18 protein-coding genes are annotated in these 13,302 nt (G+C 69.8%); 7 read left to right on the forward strand and 11 right to left on the reverse strand.

All coding sequences use genetic code 11. The features are described 5' to 3' along the window. Positions 1-25: 25 nt before the first annotated feature. The 3 genes from ACQPYK_RS25995 to ACQPYK_RS26005 all read left to right on the forward strand — a co-directional run bounded on the left by ACQPYK_RS25995 (position 26) and on the right by ACQPYK_RS26005 (position 1,919). A complete protein-coding gene (locus tag ACQPYK_RS25995) occupies positions 26-250 on the forward strand; it encodes a hypothetical protein (RefSeq protein WP_433235820.1) in 225 nt (74 codons plus the stop codon). Continuing rightward, complete coding sequence (locus ACQPYK_RS26000) at positions 250-927, forward strand: hypothetical protein (protein ID WP_433235823.1); 678 nt, start codon at positions 250-252, stop codon at positions 925-927. The genes ACQPYK_RS25995 and ACQPYK_RS26000 overlap by 1 nt, the downstream gene beginning before the upstream one ends. A 419-nt stretch (positions 928-1,346) precedes the next feature. After that, the gene (locus ACQPYK_RS26005) at positions 1,347-1,919 is read left to right on the forward strand and encodes an isochorismatase family protein (protein WP_433235826.1); all 573 of its coding nucleotides are present in this window, start codon (positions 1,347-1,349) and stop codon (positions 1,917-1,919) included. A 42-nt stretch (positions 1,920-1,961) separates the two neighbouring features. Here ACQPYK_RS26005 and ACQPYK_RS26010 read toward each other — a convergent pair whose 3' ends face one another. Genes ACQPYK_RS26010 through ACQPYK_RS26025 form a run of 4 tightly spaced genes read right to left on the reverse strand, consistent with a single transcriptional unit; the run spans position 1,962 to position 4,373 of the window. Then, positions 1,962-2,714: a 2OG-Fe(II) oxygenase gene (locus tag ACQPYK_RS26010; RefSeq protein ID WP_433235829.1), complete on the reverse strand. Its 753-nt coding sequence runs from the start codon at positions 2,712-2,714 to the stop codon at positions 1,962-1,964. After that, positions 2,711-3,337 carry a methylated-DNA--[protein]-cysteine S-methyltransferase gene (locus tag ACQPYK_RS26015; RefSeq protein ID WP_433235832.1) on the reverse strand — a complete coding sequence of 209 codons (627 nt, stop codon included), beginning with the start codon at positions 3,335-3,337 and terminating at the stop codon, positions 2,711-2,713. Before ACQPYK_RS26015 ends, ACQPYK_RS26010 begins: the two co-directional genes overlap by 4 nt. Next, positions 3,334-3,819 carry an RNA polymerase sigma factor gene (locus ACQPYK_RS26020; RefSeq protein WP_433235835.1) on the reverse strand — a complete coding sequence of 162 codons (486 nt, stop codon included), beginning with the start codon at positions 3,817-3,819 and terminating at the stop codon, positions 3,334-3,336. The genes ACQPYK_RS26015 and ACQPYK_RS26020 overlap by 4 nt, the downstream gene beginning before the upstream one ends. Before the next feature lie 56 nt (positions 3,820-3,875). Beyond that, entirely contained in the window at positions 3,876-4,373 is a 498-nt protein-coding gene (locus tag ACQPYK_RS26025; RefSeq protein WP_433235838.1) for a methylated-DNA--[protein]-cysteine S-methyltransferase, read from the reverse strand. A gap of 303 nt (positions 4,374-4,676) precedes the next feature. Between ACQPYK_RS26025 and ACQPYK_RS26030 the strand changes: the two genes are divergently transcribed. Further along, positions 4,677-5,144 carry a hypothetical protein gene (locus ACQPYK_RS26030; protein WP_433235841.1) on the forward strand — a complete coding sequence of 156 codons (468 nt, stop codon included), beginning with the start codon at positions 4,677-4,679 and terminating at the stop codon, positions 5,142-5,144. 141 nt (positions 5,145-5,285) lie between these two features. Here the strand turns inward: ACQPYK_RS26030 and ACQPYK_RS26035 are convergent, their stop codons facing one another. Then, positions 5,286-5,795, reverse strand: coding sequence for a hypothetical protein (locus ACQPYK_RS26035; RefSeq protein ID WP_433235844.1), 510 nt, complete (start codon positions 5,793-5,795; stop codon positions 5,286-5,288). Positions 5,796-5,954: 159 nt separating this feature from the next. On the opposite strand from ACQPYK_RS26035, the gene ACQPYK_RS26040 reads away from it, so the two are divergent. Beyond that, the gene (locus tag ACQPYK_RS26040) at positions 5,955-6,950 is read left to right on the forward strand and encodes an AraC family transcriptional regulator (RefSeq protein ID WP_433235847.1); all 996 of its coding nucleotides are present in this window, start codon (positions 5,955-5,957) and stop codon (positions 6,948-6,950) included. A gap of 94 nt (positions 6,951-7,044) precedes the next feature. Continuing rightward, positions 7,045-8,145, forward strand: coding sequence for a tyrosine-type recombinase/integrase (locus tag ACQPYK_RS26045; protein ID WP_433258912.1), 1,101 nt, complete (start codon positions 7,045-7,047; stop codon positions 8,143-8,145). A 92-nt stretch (positions 8,146-8,237) separates the two neighbouring features. Here ACQPYK_RS26045 and ACQPYK_RS26050 read toward each other — a convergent pair whose 3' ends face one another. The 3 genes from ACQPYK_RS26050 to ACQPYK_RS26060 form a co-directional block, all read right to left on the reverse strand. Beyond that, positions 8,238-8,492 (reverse strand): helix-turn-helix domain-containing protein, encoded by a 255-nt coding sequence (locus ACQPYK_RS26050; RefSeq protein WP_433235850.1) that lies wholly within the window; start codon positions 8,490-8,492, stop codon positions 8,238-8,240. Positions 8,493-8,561: 69 nt separating this feature from the next. Further along, positions 8,562-8,984, reverse strand: coding sequence for a hypothetical protein (locus ACQPYK_RS26055; RefSeq protein WP_433235853.1), 423 nt, complete (start codon positions 8,982-8,984; stop codon positions 8,562-8,564). Between the two features lie 10 nt (positions 8,985-8,994). Beyond that, positions 8,995-9,324, reverse strand: a complete 330-nt coding sequence (locus tag ACQPYK_RS26060) for a hypothetical protein (protein ID WP_433235856.1) — start codon at positions 9,322-9,324, stop codon at positions 8,995-8,997. 56 nt (positions 9,325-9,380) lie between these two features. Between ACQPYK_RS26060 and ACQPYK_RS26065 the strand changes: the two genes are divergently transcribed. Next, positions 9,381-9,692: a DUF3817 domain-containing protein gene (locus ACQPYK_RS26065; protein ID WP_433235859.1), complete on the forward strand. Its 312-nt coding sequence runs from the start codon at positions 9,381-9,383 to the stop codon at positions 9,690-9,692. Positions 9,693-9,747: 55 nt separating this feature from the next. Here ACQPYK_RS26065 and ACQPYK_RS26070 read toward each other — a convergent pair whose 3' ends face one another. The 3 genes from ACQPYK_RS26070 to purB form a co-directional block, all read right to left on the reverse strand. Continuing rightward, positions 9,748-10,728 (reverse strand): DUF4037 domain-containing protein, encoded by a 981-nt coding sequence (locus ACQPYK_RS26070; RefSeq protein WP_433235862.1) that lies wholly within the window; start codon positions 10,726-10,728, stop codon positions 9,748-9,750. A gap of 196 nt (positions 10,729-10,924) precedes the next feature. Beyond that, positions 10,925-11,626 carry a GNAT family N-acetyltransferase gene (locus ACQPYK_RS26075; protein ID WP_433235865.1) on the reverse strand — a complete coding sequence of 234 codons (702 nt, stop codon included), beginning with the start codon at positions 11,624-11,626 and terminating at the stop codon, positions 10,925-10,927. A gap of 80 nt (positions 11,627-11,706) precedes the next feature. Next, entirely contained in the window at positions 11,707-13,137 is a 1,431-nt protein-coding gene (purB, locus tag ACQPYK_RS26080; protein WP_433235868.1) for an adenylosuccinate lyase, read from the reverse strand. Between the last annotated feature and the right edge of the window lie 165 nt (positions 13,138-13,302).

Raw genomic sequence — 13,302 nt, forward strand, 5'->3', positions numbered from 1 at the left:
GGCTGGTGTGGGAGGGTTGAGCGTTATGACAACGCTGCCCCCCTGTCTGCCGCTGTCATCGAATCGTGTCCGCTGGTGCCCGCGCAAGGCGCGGGACGCCGACCGCGAAGAGCTCGCTGAGGTGTTCACAGCCGACGACCACGCGCGCAGGCCGGCCGGCCGCTTGGGCTTCACCGCGGCCGGCATCTTCTGGGCGCACGACGCGCGGCCAGAAGATGCCGTCGCCGCCCTGAGCGCGTTCCGGCCTTGATGGCGGGCAAGCGCGCCGCGCGGGCCGCCCGGTCGATCGACGTGACCCGACTTCCCGAGGATGTCTTGGCGCTCATCGACGCCCTCGGGCCCGGGGAGGAACTGGTCATCACGCGGGGCGGCGAGTCGATCGCGGCGATCTCCAGCACCCTTCGCGTGCTCCACGGCGCCATCGTCGATCCCGGCGCTTCAGAGGAGGCCGACGAACAACCTCCGATCGACTACGCCAACGTGACGGTCGTGGCCACCGCGATGAAGCTGTCGACGTCGGCTCGAGTCTCGCTGTCCAACCAGCTCGGCTCGGACTACGTCGTGCTCGACATGCACGCCGCTCCCACGACAGCCGACGTCCTGCTGACGCCGCCGATCAGCCCCCAGTTGATCGCAAGCCTGCGGTCGATGTTCCCGAAAGCTCGTGTCGTCATCACTGAGATCGAGGACAACGAGCTCGGAGTCAATTACCACGGCCCGGTCCGGCGCCTGCTCGACGCCGGCGCGGAGGCGTATCTGCCGCCGGCGACCATCCCCCGTTTGGCGAGGCAACTTGACTACACCCTCACTCAGCTGCGCCAGATCACCGGCGACGCCGCTACACCGCTGGAGATCGAACCGGCCACGAGGCCACCAGGTGACACTCGAGATGCGGTTGTAGATCCCGTGTTCCTTCATGAGTACTGATGATCGAGTGCACCTGACATGTCTGACATGCTTGAAGGCCCCTGAATGCTGGTGGGGCAGGTACGCGGTCACCTTACTTACCGCACATGGTCGACTACCAGAAGTCACTTGGGATGGCCGGCCGTTCGCACGCTGCCGGCGTTCATCGACTTCGATATCGTGCGGGCCCGGTTGGAGCGCCTGGTCCGTCACATGCGTGATCAGGCTGGTGCGGGCAGCGCGGCGTTCGCCGCTCGCCTCGCGCGGTTTCGAGGTGTCTTACAGGGTGTGCTGGGGCTTCTTGCGGCGAGTAGGTCTTGATCGTTGAGGCATCGTGGTGCGGGTGTCCTGGCCGGTCCTCCCCCGCTCCCCCGCTCCCCCGGCGTCGGGTGGGATTCGGCTCTTTTGGCTTCGGTGACCAGTTTTGGGATCATGGATTTATGGATGAGGCGATGAGGGTGGGATCGGCTCCCGTGCAGGCGTTCGTCATTGTTGATGCGCAGCGGGGTTTCCTTGAGGGAGAGCAGGCCGTCGTCGGCGCGTCCGGATTGGTCGACAGGCTTTGTGAGCTGGCGGTTCGGGCGCGCGGGGCGGGTGCCCTGGTGGTTCATCTGCAAAACGACGGGCCGGTGGGGGCCCTCGACGAGCCGGGGCGGCCGGGTTGGGCTCTGCACCCGCGGATCGTCTCCGGCGCGCGGGAGACGGTGATTCGCAAAAGCGACGATGACGGGTTCGAAGGGACGGGGCTCGGCGAGTTGCTCGACAGCCGGGGAGTTCGCCGGGTGGTGATCGGCGGGTTGTTGTCGGAGATGTGTGTCAGTGCCACGGCGCGGACGGCGCTGGTGCGGGGGTTCGACGTCGTGCTGCCTCGTGACGCTCATGCCACCTATGACCTTGATGACATTCCCGCGGCCGTCGTGGCGCGGGTTGCCGAGCATGCTCTGGGCGATGAGGTCGAGGTCGTGGCTTCGGTCTCCGAGGTGGCTTTCGGTGAAGCGGAAGCGGTGGTTTGACGGGGTGTTTCCGGGTGGAGGGCAGGGGCTCGGGCCGGGGTGTCAGGCGGCGTCGTGGAAGACCAGGCCCAGGGTGTGGCGGGTGCCTGAGTGGATGGTGCTGACGCCGTGGCGGACCGGGGCGGCCGACCAGCCGCGTTTGGACTGTACGGGGCGCTCGCGGGTGGTGAAGATCAGGCCGTGGCCTTGGCGTAGGAGTGTGGAGGTGCCGCGGGATTGGGCGCGGGGTCGCTGTTCGACCATCAGGAACTCTCCCCCGGTGTGGTCGATTCCCGGTTCGTCAAGGCCGATGACGACCTGGAGGGGGAAGACGAGGTCGCCGTACAGGTCGCGGTGGAGTGCGTTCCAGTCGCCCTGCCGGTAGCGCAGCAGGATGGGTGTCGGTTTGGTCTGTCCTGCCGCGTGGCACATGTCCAGCCACTGCGGCAGGGTGTCGGGCCATGGTGTCGCTCGTCGGAGTTTCTCAGCCCAGTCTCGGGCGATTGGCAGCAGGTGGGGGTAGAACGTTTCGCGCAGCGTCGCCACGGGTTCGGCGATGGGATGGTCGAAGTAGCGGTATTGGCCGGATCCGAACCGGTGGCGGGCCATGTCGATGGTGGAGCGGAAGTGGCCGCTGTGCTGGTACATCCGGGAGATGGCGCGGCATTCGGCGGGGGTGAGGATCTGGGGGGTGAGGGCGCAGCCGTGGGTGTTGATCTCTTGTGTCACCGCCGTCCAGTCGATGCGGTCGATGCGGGTGGCGAGGTCGGCCGGGTGGGTGGTGGTGGGCTGCGCTTGCCGGGGTGGGGTGCTCATGGGGTGGCCTCCAGTGTCAGCAGGGTTTTCTTGGCGTCGGTGCCGCCGACGTACTGGCCGATGGTGCCGTCGCTGCGTACGACGCGGTGGCAGGGAATGACGACCGGCAGGGGGTTGGTGGCGCATGCCGTTCCGACGGCGCGCACCGCTTTCGGGCTGCCGGCGGCGGTGGCGACGGCGGCGTAGCTGGCGGTCGTGCCGTAGCCGATCTGTCTGAGGTGGGTCAGCACGGTACGGCGGAAGCCGTTGGACAGTCGCAGGTCCAGCGGGAGGTCGAACAGGTCGCGCCGGCCGGTGAAGTATTCGTCCATCTGCCGGGCGGCGGCTTCCAGGCGGGTCGGGGCGCGCAGTAGCCGGGGGCTGATGCTGGCGGCGAGTTGGTCGAGGACTTTGTCGTGGTCCTCGCGGGGGTAGGCGACGCGGACCAGGCCGCGTTCGGTGGCGGCCAGCAGGAGCGTGCCGACGGGGGTGTCGAGGGTGCGGTAGGTGAGGTCGAGGATGCCGGCGTGGTCGGCGGCGGTGACCAGGCGGGCGTGGAGCCGGTCGTAGGTGGCCTGGTCGGTCGCGGGTAGCGGGGTGAACAGCTCGTCGCTGCCGTTGGGGGTCTCGGGGGTGCTCGTCATCGGTCTTCTCCTTTCGGGTAGGTCTTTCGCAGCGTGGCGATGCCGTCGGCGGCTGCTCTTCTGGCGGCCTGTGCGCTGCCGCCCAGGAGGTGGGCCACCTCCGCGTACGGCAGGCCGGCCAGGTAGTGGTAGGCGATGGTCTGGCGTTGTTTGAGCGGCAGGGCGCGCAGTGCGCTCCACAGCTCCGGTTCGCCATCGCCGGGTCCTTCGTCTTGGGTGGGTATGTCGGGCAGCCGGTCGGTGGGGACGGCGCGTCGGGCTTCGGCGCGGAGTTGGTCGATGGCTTTTCGGTGGGCGATGGTGACCAGCCAGGCTTCGACGTTGCTGTCGGCTCGCAGGGTCGGGTAGGCCCGCATCGCCGCCAGGAACGTCTCCGACCAGGCGTCTTCGGCGGCGGCGGTGGCGCCGAGTACGGCGCGGCATACCCGCAGCACCGTTGGCCCGTGGTCGGCCACGATCGTTTCGAAGGGATGCTGTCTCACGTTGGGTAAACGTCGTGGGTGGCTTTGATGTGAGGTGTCGTTGCGAAAGGGTTTCCTCAAAAGAGGTGTTGCTGGTGGGCGTGGGCGGGTTGTTCGAGGTCGAGCAGGTGTTTCTTGCGGGTCAGGCCTCCGGAGAATCCGGTGAGGGTGCCGTCGCTGCCGATGACGCGGTGGCAGGGCACCACGATCGCGATGGGGTTTTTGCCGTTGGCGGCGCCGACGGCGCGGATCGCTTCGGGTTTGCCGATCGCTTCGGCCAGTTGGGCGTAGGTGCGGGTCTGGCCGTAGGGAATGGTGGTGAGTTCCTGCCAGATGCGGCGCTGGAAGTGGCTGCCGTCCAGATGTGTGCGGAGGGTGAAGGTGTCGCGCCGGCCGGTGAGGTATTCGGTGAGCTGTTCGGTGGCTTCGTGGAATCCGGAGGCGGTTTGCGGGCCGAAGGTGTCGCGGTCGGGCATGTGCAGGTGGTTTTCCATGTAGAGGCCGCTCAGGATGCCGTCGGTGGCGACGAGGGTGAGCACTCCCAGCGGGGAGTCGATCATCGTGTGCGTTCTCATGGTGGTGTCCTTGCGGTGGTCTTGTCGGCTCGGGTGCGGGCCGGGGGGTGTGCCCTCGTGTGGTAGACGTGCGGGGGTGGGCGGATGTGAGGTCGGCGGGGTGTGGGTGTTCGTCGCCGGGTTCGTCCGGGCGGGTGCCGGGTGGCGGGTGGCGGCAGTGGGACCGGCAGTGGGACCGGTGGCGGCGGTGAGGGTGGTGACAGCCGGGCGGCGGCAGGCGAGCGGCGCGCCGAACACGGGAAACTCGCTGAGATTGTCGGTGGGGCATCCTACGATGAGCCGACTCGTGGAGGGATGCTGCCGATGCTGGATTCGCTGATAGTGCCGCTGCTGGTCACCACCGATCTGCCGCCGGATACGGATTTGGCGGAGTTCGGGCGGTTGCTGACCGATGCGGTGCGGACGCTGCAGGGTGGTCAGGCGTCGTATGCGGGGTTCTTGCACGGTGGGGTGTTCTGGCTGGATCGGCCGCGCGCTGCTTCGTGTGACGGTGTTTCGGCTCCGTCGATGGTCGATGAGCTGCGTTTCGCCGCGTTGATCGGCTATCTGTCCGCCTCGGGTTCGCAGAGGTCGTCCAAGGAGATGGTCGCCGACGCGGGTGAGGCGATCACCGAGGCCGTCGCGGCGCGATACGGCGATCTGGGCAGTCCCCCGGCGGTGATGGCGATCAGGGCCGAGGACGTGCGTGAGCGCACTCCCCCGTCGGCGCTGCCGGTCAGGACCGCTGACGCCGTCGCCGAGCTGGTCGCGGTCACCCGCCCTTACATGTAGGCGCGCGTGGGAGCGGTGGGCGCACCGTGTGCGGGCACGCGGTGCGCTCTCGCTCGTCCTGCCGGTCATGGGGGTGTAGGGGGCGAGGGGCGGCCGGGGTGCGGGCTTTTGCGGGGCTGAGCCGTGTGGGATTCAGTCCTGTCAGTCCTGTAGGGATTCGACGAAGCGCCGGGCGTCGGGTTCGCTCATGCCGGTCTCGCCGCCTACGAGCAGGACGGCCTGCTCGTTGCGGCCGGCCGCTTTGAGCCGGCGGACCCGGGTGGCCAGGTCGGCGCCGTCGGTGTCGTGGCCGGGTGCGGTGGGCGACGGGTGTGTGGGGGGCGTTGCGTCGCCGTAGAAGGGCCCGGACGGGTGGGGGGTTCTTGCGGTATGCAGGTCGTCGACGTATCTGTTGGCGCTTTTGAGGTCGAGGCCGGTCTGGTCGCGGACGATTTTGATGGCGAGGATGCGCCTGTCGGCGGCGATCAGGGTCCTCACGTGCTGTTGCAGTTGTGAGGGGCTGAGGTGGTGTCGGGGCATCGGTGGTCGGTGCGGGGTGCGGGCGCGGCGATGTGTCCGTACGGCGGCGGCGATCATGGTGATCAGCGATGCGGGTACGGCGACGAAGATCGTCAGCAGGAGCAGCACCTCGGTGGGCCCGGCAGACGGCATGGGAGCGATCGTACGGTTCCCGGCCGGGGGTTTCCCATCCTGGTTCGCATCCGGTTCTCCTTGCGTGACGCGGGGCATGCCGAGCGGCGACTTCTTCGTGATGAGACTTTCGTACATGTCCTACGCGGGCGTACATGTGTGATCGTCTACGGTGGGTGGGTGGACGTGATCGGTGATCTACTGGATGGGGTCCGGACGCGGGGGGCGGTGTTTCGCAGGTCGCCGGCCTGTCCGGTGTGGTCGTTGCGGTTCGTGGCGCCGGGCCCGCTGTCGCTGGTGACCGTGGTCGGCGGTCAGGTGTGGGTGGCGCCGCAGGCGGGCGGGGCTCGGGCGCTGCGGCCGGGTGATGTGGCGCTGGCCTACGGCGGGCGGCCGTTCACGATCGCCGGTTCGCCGGTTGCGCCCGGTCCCCCGCATCAGGTGCTCGTCCACGGCGTCGAGCATCCTGTGGAGCCTGATCCCGTGGAGCCTGTCGGCATCGCCGGCGGAGCCGCCTACAGGGTTGACGGGGCCGCCGAGTGGGGCGGGGGTGGCCTGGGCGGTGAGGACGGCGAGGGTGAGCCGGTGCGGGCGGGTGTGCTGTTGGTGACCGGGGCCTGCCGGCCGGGCGGGCGGCTGTGCCGGCGGTTGCTGGGCATGCTTCCCGACCTGCTGGTGGTGCCGGGGGGTGACGCGCGGCTGGGGGCGGTTTTGGAGCTGATCGGTGCGGAGGTCGTCGGCTCGGCGCCGGGCCGGCGGGTGGTGCTGGATCGTTTGCTGGACGTGCTGGTGGTGGTGGCGCTGCGGGCGTGGTTCGCACGTGAGGAGGCGCACGCACCGGGCTGGTACACCGCTTTGGAGGATCCGCGGATCGGGCGGGCGTTACGGGAGATCCACCGTGCCCCGGAGGCGGGGTGGACGGTGGTGGGGTTGGCCGCTGCGGCGGGGATGTCGCGGGCGGCGTTCGCGCGCCGGTTCACCGAGTTGGTGGGCCGGCCTCCGCTGGCGTACCTGACGGAGTGGCGGATGGCGCTGGCGGCCGAGTTGCTGGCGCGGCCGGGTACGACGGTGGCGCAGGCGGCCCGCCGGGTGGGCTACGCCGACGCGTTCGGCTTCAGTGCGGCGTTCAAGCGGGTGCGCGGGGTGAGCCCGGGCACGTTGCGGGCAGGCGGGTGAGCGCGCCCCCGGGTGCGGGTGGTTTGTTGTCGGTGCGGGCCGCTACGGTCGGCACCGATGATCGGGACGTTTGAGGAAGGGTGTCTTTGCAGCCATGCGGCCAGCGGATCTGAATCGCCTCACCGTGCAGGAGTCGGCCGATCGGTATGTGGAGCTGATCCGCGCCAAGACGCTGACGGGCGCGTTGTCGACGGCGACCGCGGAGGTCTACGCGCGGGATGTGGCCACCTTCGTACTGCTGGCGGGTGAGGAGAAGGTCCTTGACGACCTGACGGGTGAGGATGTGGATGCGATCCTGTTGGCCTTCGCCCGTAAGCCCGACGGGCGGCGGGCCGAGCCCGACGGCGGGCTGCAGTCGGCCTCCTCTCAGGCGCGTTTTCGCCGGTCGATCTCGGCGTTGTTCAAGCATGCGACGTTGACGGGTTGGGTGCAGATCAATCCGATGGCGCTGGCGACGGTGACGGCCAAGGAGCGAGGAGGGCTGCGTCCGGAGCGTCGGGCGTTGACCCGTGAGCAGGCCCAGGGGTTGATCGGTGCGGCCCGCGATCTCAGCGACGGCCAGGGGCAGGGTGCCATCCGGGGCGCGCCGGCCGAGGCCGACCCGGCCTCGGGCTCTGTCTCGGGCTCTGTCTCGGTTTCGGGCGCGGGGCGCAGCCGGCGGCGTGATCAGCGCACCGAGGTGCGCGATGCGCTGATCGTGCTGCTGCTGTCGACGATGGGGCCGCGGGTCTCGGAGCTGGTGCGGGCCAATGTCGAGGATTTCTACACCAACGACGGGGTGCGTTACTGGCGGATCTTCGGCAAGGGCGGCAAGACGCGTGATGTGCCGCTGCCCGACGATGTCGCCCGGGTGCTGGAGGTCTATCTGGCGCGGGGGCGGGATCAGTCGCCGGACAAGGCGCTGCTGTTGTCGTGGCGGGGCAAGCGCCTGGCGCGGGGGGATGTGCAGGCGGTGATCGACCGGGTGCAGCGGCAGGTGGATCCCGATCGGCGGCGTTCGGTGACGCCGCATGGTCTGCGGCATACCACCGCCACCCATCTGCTGGCCGATGCGGTGGACATGGACGCGGTGCGGCGGGTGCTGGGCCACAGCGACCTGGCGACGCTGGGCCGTTATCGCGACGAGCTGCCCGGTGAGCTTGAGGTGGCGATGCGGGCCCATCCGCTGCTGCGCCGACCGTCGGGCGATCGGTGAGGTGACGACACGGCCGACGACACGGCCGATGACCCAGCCCGGTGGTGAGCTCAGGCGGCCCGGTGGTGAGCGGGCGCCGGGCCGATCGCGGGTCAGGCGGCGTGCTCGGCGGCGGCCACCTCGGCCAGGACGTCCAGGGAGATGCCCAGGGCCTGGGCGAGGGCGGCGATGGTGAAGAACGCCGGGGTCGGGATCCGGCCGGTTTCGATCTTGCGGAGAGTCTCGGCCGACAACCCGGCGGCGGCGGCCACCTCGGCCATGCTGCGGGTGCCGCGCGCCTGGCGCAGGAGTGCGCCCAGGCGATGGCCGCGTTCGTGATCGAGCTGGGTCAGTGGAGGTCGCACCATGCACGACACCCTAGTAACCGTGATAACAATACCGGTACAAGTGCAGGGTGTGTCGCGGCGGCGCCCCGGTCAAGACAGCAGCTCCCCCACCAGCTCTCGTAGCGAACGGGCCCTGCGGCCGGGATCGGCGTCCGCCGGCAGGCCGGCGGTGTCGGCGTCGAACACCGCCAACAGCGCGTGGGCGGCGAAACCGGCGTCCAGGTCCGGGCGGGCCAGGGCGATCAGGCCGCTCAGGTGGTCGTGCCAGAGCGCATATTCCGGGTCGGCGTGGCGGTCACCGGCTTCGTGCTCGTCTTCGCACTCGCGTGCGACCGGTGGGCGCCCATCGCCCAGCTGGGACAGAGCCTGTAAAAAGGTCACGATCCGCTCGGCGGGCCGGGCCCCGGGGCCCAGGGGCGGCGGCCCTGACCGTACCGCCGCCCGTAACGCGGCCGCGCGCTCTTGCCACAGCAGGACGCGGCGTTCGTGTGCGGCGCCGACGCGTTCGCTCATCGCCACCCCTTCAGCGGATGTGCCGGTCGATACGCGAAATCTTGCCTGAATATGCATGGGTGGGCCACTGGCGGCCGGTGGTTTCGATGGCGCTCAGCGCGTTGCGCGCCGGCTCCGGCCGGGTTTCGACGCCAGGGTGTCGATGATTCGGCTGCCCGCGCCCGCCTGGATGGCGATGATGCCGATGATGCCGATGCCGTGGGCGACCACCCGAGTGGATCACGTGCTCGGCGACATGGCCGTCGGCCGAACCGAGCGGCCACGGCCCGGCAGCGGTGATCTTTTCAGTGATCTTCTCTGTGATCTTTTCGAAGCCGCCCCCGGGTCGGGACCTGCCCATACGCCCCATAGGGTGGGGCCGTTCCCCCGAACGAATCCCGAGGAGAGGTGTCCGCTGTGCCGACCGCACTGCGTCTGTTCCGTTATGTGGCGATCGCCGAGGCGTGTTCGTGGGCGGGGTTGCTCGTGGGCATGTTCTTCAAATACATCGTCGAATCGGGCGACCTCGGTGTGAAGATCTTCGGCCCGATCCATGGCCTGCTGTTCGTCCTGTACGTGGCCGGGGTGCTGGCCGCGGCGCGGGTGGCACACTGGCGCGTGGGCACGATCGTGCTGGGCCTGGCGTGCGCGGTGCCCCCGTTCACCTCGCTGTGGTTCGAGCGACGCATGCTGGCCCGCGAACATGAGCGTGAGCTGGTGGCCGCCTGAGCACCCCGCGGCGACCCCCGCCCCCACCGGCCCTTCTTCGACCGGCTGCCCGCCCCTACCGCTCGGGCGGGCAGCCGGTCGAAGGTTCCCGCAGCAGGGCTTGCGTCACCATCCGGCACCGCCGCGGGTCGATCAACAGGTCGGTGGAGTCGGCGAACTGGTCGATCGAGCCGACCGGCGCCAAGGCCCGCACCCACGGGTCGGTGACGGCCTCGCCGAGGGCGTCGGCGAAACGCTGGGCGTCGATCACTTGGAACGGCCGGTCGTGGAAGCCGCGTGTGCCGGTGTCCAGCGACCGGCTCAGGCCGAGCCGGTTGTGCAGCGCGGCGACACGCTCATAAGCACGGCTCAGATGCTGCTGGCGGGTACGCCACTCGCCCGCGGCCACCGCTTCGGACAGGGCCTCGCCCAGCTCGGCCGTACCCGTCAGACGGGCGAAGGCGCTACCGACCCATTTGGCGTACGGCGGGTAGCGGCGGCGCATCAGCAATACCAGGCGCATCAGGTCGCGGGCCAACGCCGCGGTCAGCACGGCCGAGCCGAGATCATCGCCGACCTCCCCGCACCGGCCGGGGAAAGCCTCCTGCTGGGCCAGGCGTCTCCACTGGCAGGCCAATACGTAACGCCACAGATCATCGGGATACCAGCGCAGCGCGGCGCGGGCGCGCTGCAGCACGCCCAGCCCGTCGTGGAAGACCTCCCCGCAGGTCACCTCGGCCAACCGCTGCCAGGGGGTGGCCAGCCAGTCCAGCGCGCCGACCCCTGACAGCGGGTCGAATCCGAGCCGCCCATGCAGCCAGGCGCCGGCGTCGGCGACTTCGACGCCGCAACCGGCGCCGAAGTCCGTCCGATAGCCACCGAAGGTCGCCGGCAGAGCGGCGATGATCGAATCGCGTAGCGGCCCCGCCGCCCGGGGCGCGACGAACACCACCACCCGCGGGCCCCAGTCGTGGTCGGTGGAGCGTTCGGTGTCGAAAGCCAGCACTTCCGAACCGGAGCCGATCAGCGCCGCGCTGTGCGGCACGTCGGCGACCATCGGCCGCACGATCTGCGCATAGAAGTTACGCGAAAGCTCTAGACCAGGCACAAAACTGGACATCATTTCGTCCACTTTGCCGGGCGTGGCCGTGGCGCGCACCCGATTTTCCCCGCCGGACGCGCCGCGGCCACCGCCCTGGTGACCCGCCCTGGTCACTCGCCGCCCGCCGCCCCGATCCAGAAACCCGCCCGCCTCACTGGTCCAGGACCGCCGCCGCCACCCGCCGGCCGCGCATGCCCAGGCGCTCATACAACGCGATCGCCCCGAGGTTGACGGTGTCGACCACCAACGCCACCCGCCCGTGCTCGGCGGCCAGGGCAGCGAAGACGAAAGCACACACCGCCTGCCCATATCCCCTGCCGCGGTGGGCCACGGCAGTGGCCACCCCGGCGACGAACCCCACCTGCGGGCAAGACCAGGCGTCGGCGGCGGTGGCCACCAACGCGCCGCCGGGCACGCGCAACCCCGCCCAACGGCGCACCCCCGGCAGGCCGGGAACCGCCCACGACGACGGTGAGGCCTGCGCCAGCAGAGCACCCACCTCCTGCTCGGCGCCGACCAGCCAACCGGCCGGCACCGACCGGCCACCGCTCCCGCCGACCTGATCCACCCCGCCCACCTCGCCCACCTCGCCCGAGGCGGGCGGCCCACCGGTCTCCATCCACTCGAACGCGTGCGGCGGCCCGACCTGCGGCAACCGTGCGGCCACCTCCGCCACCAGCGCCTGCTCCCCCATCAGCCGGTAGGAAGGCCCCAACCGCGGCAACAACAGCCTGACCAGGGCACTGACCTCATCGGCGTCACCACGCACCGTCAACCTGTCGCGACGGTTGAGATCCGGGCTCGCCACCGCGACCGCCTGCCCCAGCGCCCACGCGCGCACCCCCGCACGCATACCCTGCGCCGCCCACACCACCAGCGTGTCGTCAGCACAAGCCGCCGCCACCTCAGCGGCCCCGCTCAGCCGTACAGCGCTCAGAGGATCGCCCCAGGCGCGTAGGCGGCAGCAGCCGGGTAACGGGCGGCGACCTCACCGATACGCGCCACGACCGCCTCCACCTGCTCGGCCGCCGCGCCGGTGAAAGCGATCCGCTGCCGCAACAGACCCTCCAACGCCGCGGCGTCCAGAGGGAAGCGCTCATCGGCCGCCAACCGCTCCAGCAGCTCGTTGCCGACACCCCGCTCGCGCATCGCCAGCGCCGAGGCGACCGCGTGCTCCTTGATCAGCTCATGCGCGCTCTCCCGGCCCACCCCGGCCCGCACCGCGGCCATCAACATCTTCGTGGTCGCCAGGAACGGCAGGTACCGGTCCAGTTCGGCCGCGATGACCGCCGGGAACGCGCCGAACTCCGAAAGGACCGTCAACATCGTCTCCACCAGCCCGTCAAAGGCGAAGAACGCATCCGGCAGCGCCACCCGCCGCACCACCGAACAGGAGACATCCCCTTCGTTCCACTGGTCACCCGCCAACTCGCCGGTCATGGAGGCATACCCCCGCAAGACCACCGTCAGGCCGTTGACCCGCTCACACGAACGAGTGTTCATCTTGTGCGGCATCGCCGAAGATCCCACCTGCCCCTCGGCGAACCCCTCGGTGACCAGCTCATGCCCGGCCATCAACCGAATCGTCTTGGCCAACGAGGAGGGAGCGGCCGCCAGCTGCACCAGCGCCGTGAGCACCTCGTAGTCCAGCGAACGCGGATAGACCTGCCCCACACTGGTCAGGCGGTGGGCGAACCCCAGATGCGCCGCGACCCGGTCTTCCAACTCCGCCAGCGCGGCCCGATCACCGCCCAGCAGATCCAGCATGTCCTGAGCGGTGCCGACCGGACCCTTGATGCCGCGCAGCGGGTAGCGGGCGATCAACTCCTCCAGCCGGATGAAGGCCACCAGCAGCTCATCGGCCGCCGAGGCGAAACGCTTACCCAGCGTGGTCGACTGCGCGGCCACGTTGTGCGAACGCCCCGCCATCACCGTGTCCGAATGCTCGGCGGCCAAAGACCCCAGCCGCGCCAGCAGCGCCACACACCGATCACGGACCACCAGCAGACTGTCGCGGATCTGCAACTGCTCGACGTTTTCCGTCAGATCCCGCGACGTCATCCCCTTGTGCACATGCTCATGCCCGGCCAGAGCGTTGAACTCCTCGATGCGGGCCTTGACGTCATGGCGGGTGATCCGCTCCCGCGCGGCGATGGAGGCCAGATCGACCTGCTCGACGACCTTTTCGTAGTCGGCCACCGCCTGCGCCGAAACCGCGATCCCCAGCTTCGCCTGCGCGGCCAGCACCGCCAGCCACAGGCGACGCTCGGCCACCACTTTGTACTCGGGAGACCACAGGCGGGCCAGCTCCGCAGAGGCGTAGCGGGCGGCCAGAACATTGGGGATACGCGGCTTGTCAGTCACGTTGCCTCAGTCTATTGCGCCACCACCACCGCGACCTCCGCAGGGTCACCTCTCCCCTAGGGTCACCCCTTGCGGTCATCACCGCCGCCCGGCCGCCGCTTCACGCCGTCACACCGTACGGCGCCGCCCTCACGCCGCCCTCACACTGACCCGTAACGGCCGAGC

The organism is Streptosporangium sp. CA-135522, assembly GCF_050949235.1.
In the GTDB taxonomy this organism is placed as follows: Bacteria; Actinomycetota; Actinomycetes; order Streptosporangiales; family Streptosporangiaceae; genus Streptosporangium.

Coding starts and splice junctions, on each gene's coding strand:
- ACQPYK_RS26000 (WP_433235823.1), top strand. CDS start 250: ATGGCGGGCAAGCGCGCCGCGCGGGCCGCCCGGTCGATCGACGTGACC.
- ACQPYK_RS25995 (WP_433235820.1), top strand. CDS start 26: ATGACAACGCTGCCCCCCTGTCTGCCGCTGTCATCGAATCGTGTCCGC.
- ACQPYK_RS26060 (WP_433235856.1), bottom strand. CDS start 9,324: ATGGGCAGGTCCCGACCCGGGGGCGGCTTCGAAAAGATCACAGAGAAG.
- ACQPYK_RS26010 (WP_433235829.1), bottom strand. CDS start 2,714: ATGAGCACCCCACCCCGGCAAGCGCAGCCCACCACCACCCACCCGGCC.
- ACQPYK_RS26055 (WP_433235853.1), bottom strand. CDS start 8,984: ATGAGCGAACGCGTCGGCGCCGCACACGAACGCCGCGTCCTGCTGTGG.
- ACQPYK_RS26030 (WP_433235841.1), top strand. CDS start 4,677: ATGCTGGATTCGCTGATAGTGCCGCTGCTGGTCACCACCGATCTGCCG.
- ACQPYK_RS26015 (WP_433235832.1), bottom strand. CDS start 3,337: ATGACGAGCACCCCCGAGACCCCCAACGGCAGCGACGAGCTGTTCACC.
- ACQPYK_RS26070 (WP_433235862.1), bottom strand. CDS start 10,728: ATGGTCGCCGACGTGCCGCACAGCGCGGCGCTGATCGGCTCCGGTTCG.
- ACQPYK_RS26035 (WP_433235844.1), bottom strand. CDS start 5,795: ATGCCGTCTGCCGGGCCCACCGAGGTGCTGCTCCTGCTGACGATCTTC.
- ACQPYK_RS26005 (WP_433235826.1), top strand. CDS start 1,347: ATGGATGAGGCGATGAGGGTGGGATCGGCTCCCGTGCAGGCGTTCGTC.
- ACQPYK_RS26050 (WP_433235850.1), bottom strand. CDS start 8,492: ATGGTGCGACCTCCACTGACCCAGCTCGATCACGAACGCGGCCATCGC.
- ACQPYK_RS26045 (WP_433258912.1), top strand. CDS start 7,045: ATGCGGCCAGCGGATCTGAATCGCCTCACCGTGCAGGAGTCGGCCGAT.
- ACQPYK_RS26025 (WP_433235838.1), bottom strand. CDS start 4,373: ATGAGAACGCACACGATGATCGACTCCCCGCTGGGAGTGCTCACCCTC.
- ACQPYK_RS26075 (WP_433235865.1), bottom strand. CDS start 11,626: ATGCGTGCGGGGGTGCGCGCGTGGGCGCTGGGGCAGGCGGTCGCGGTG.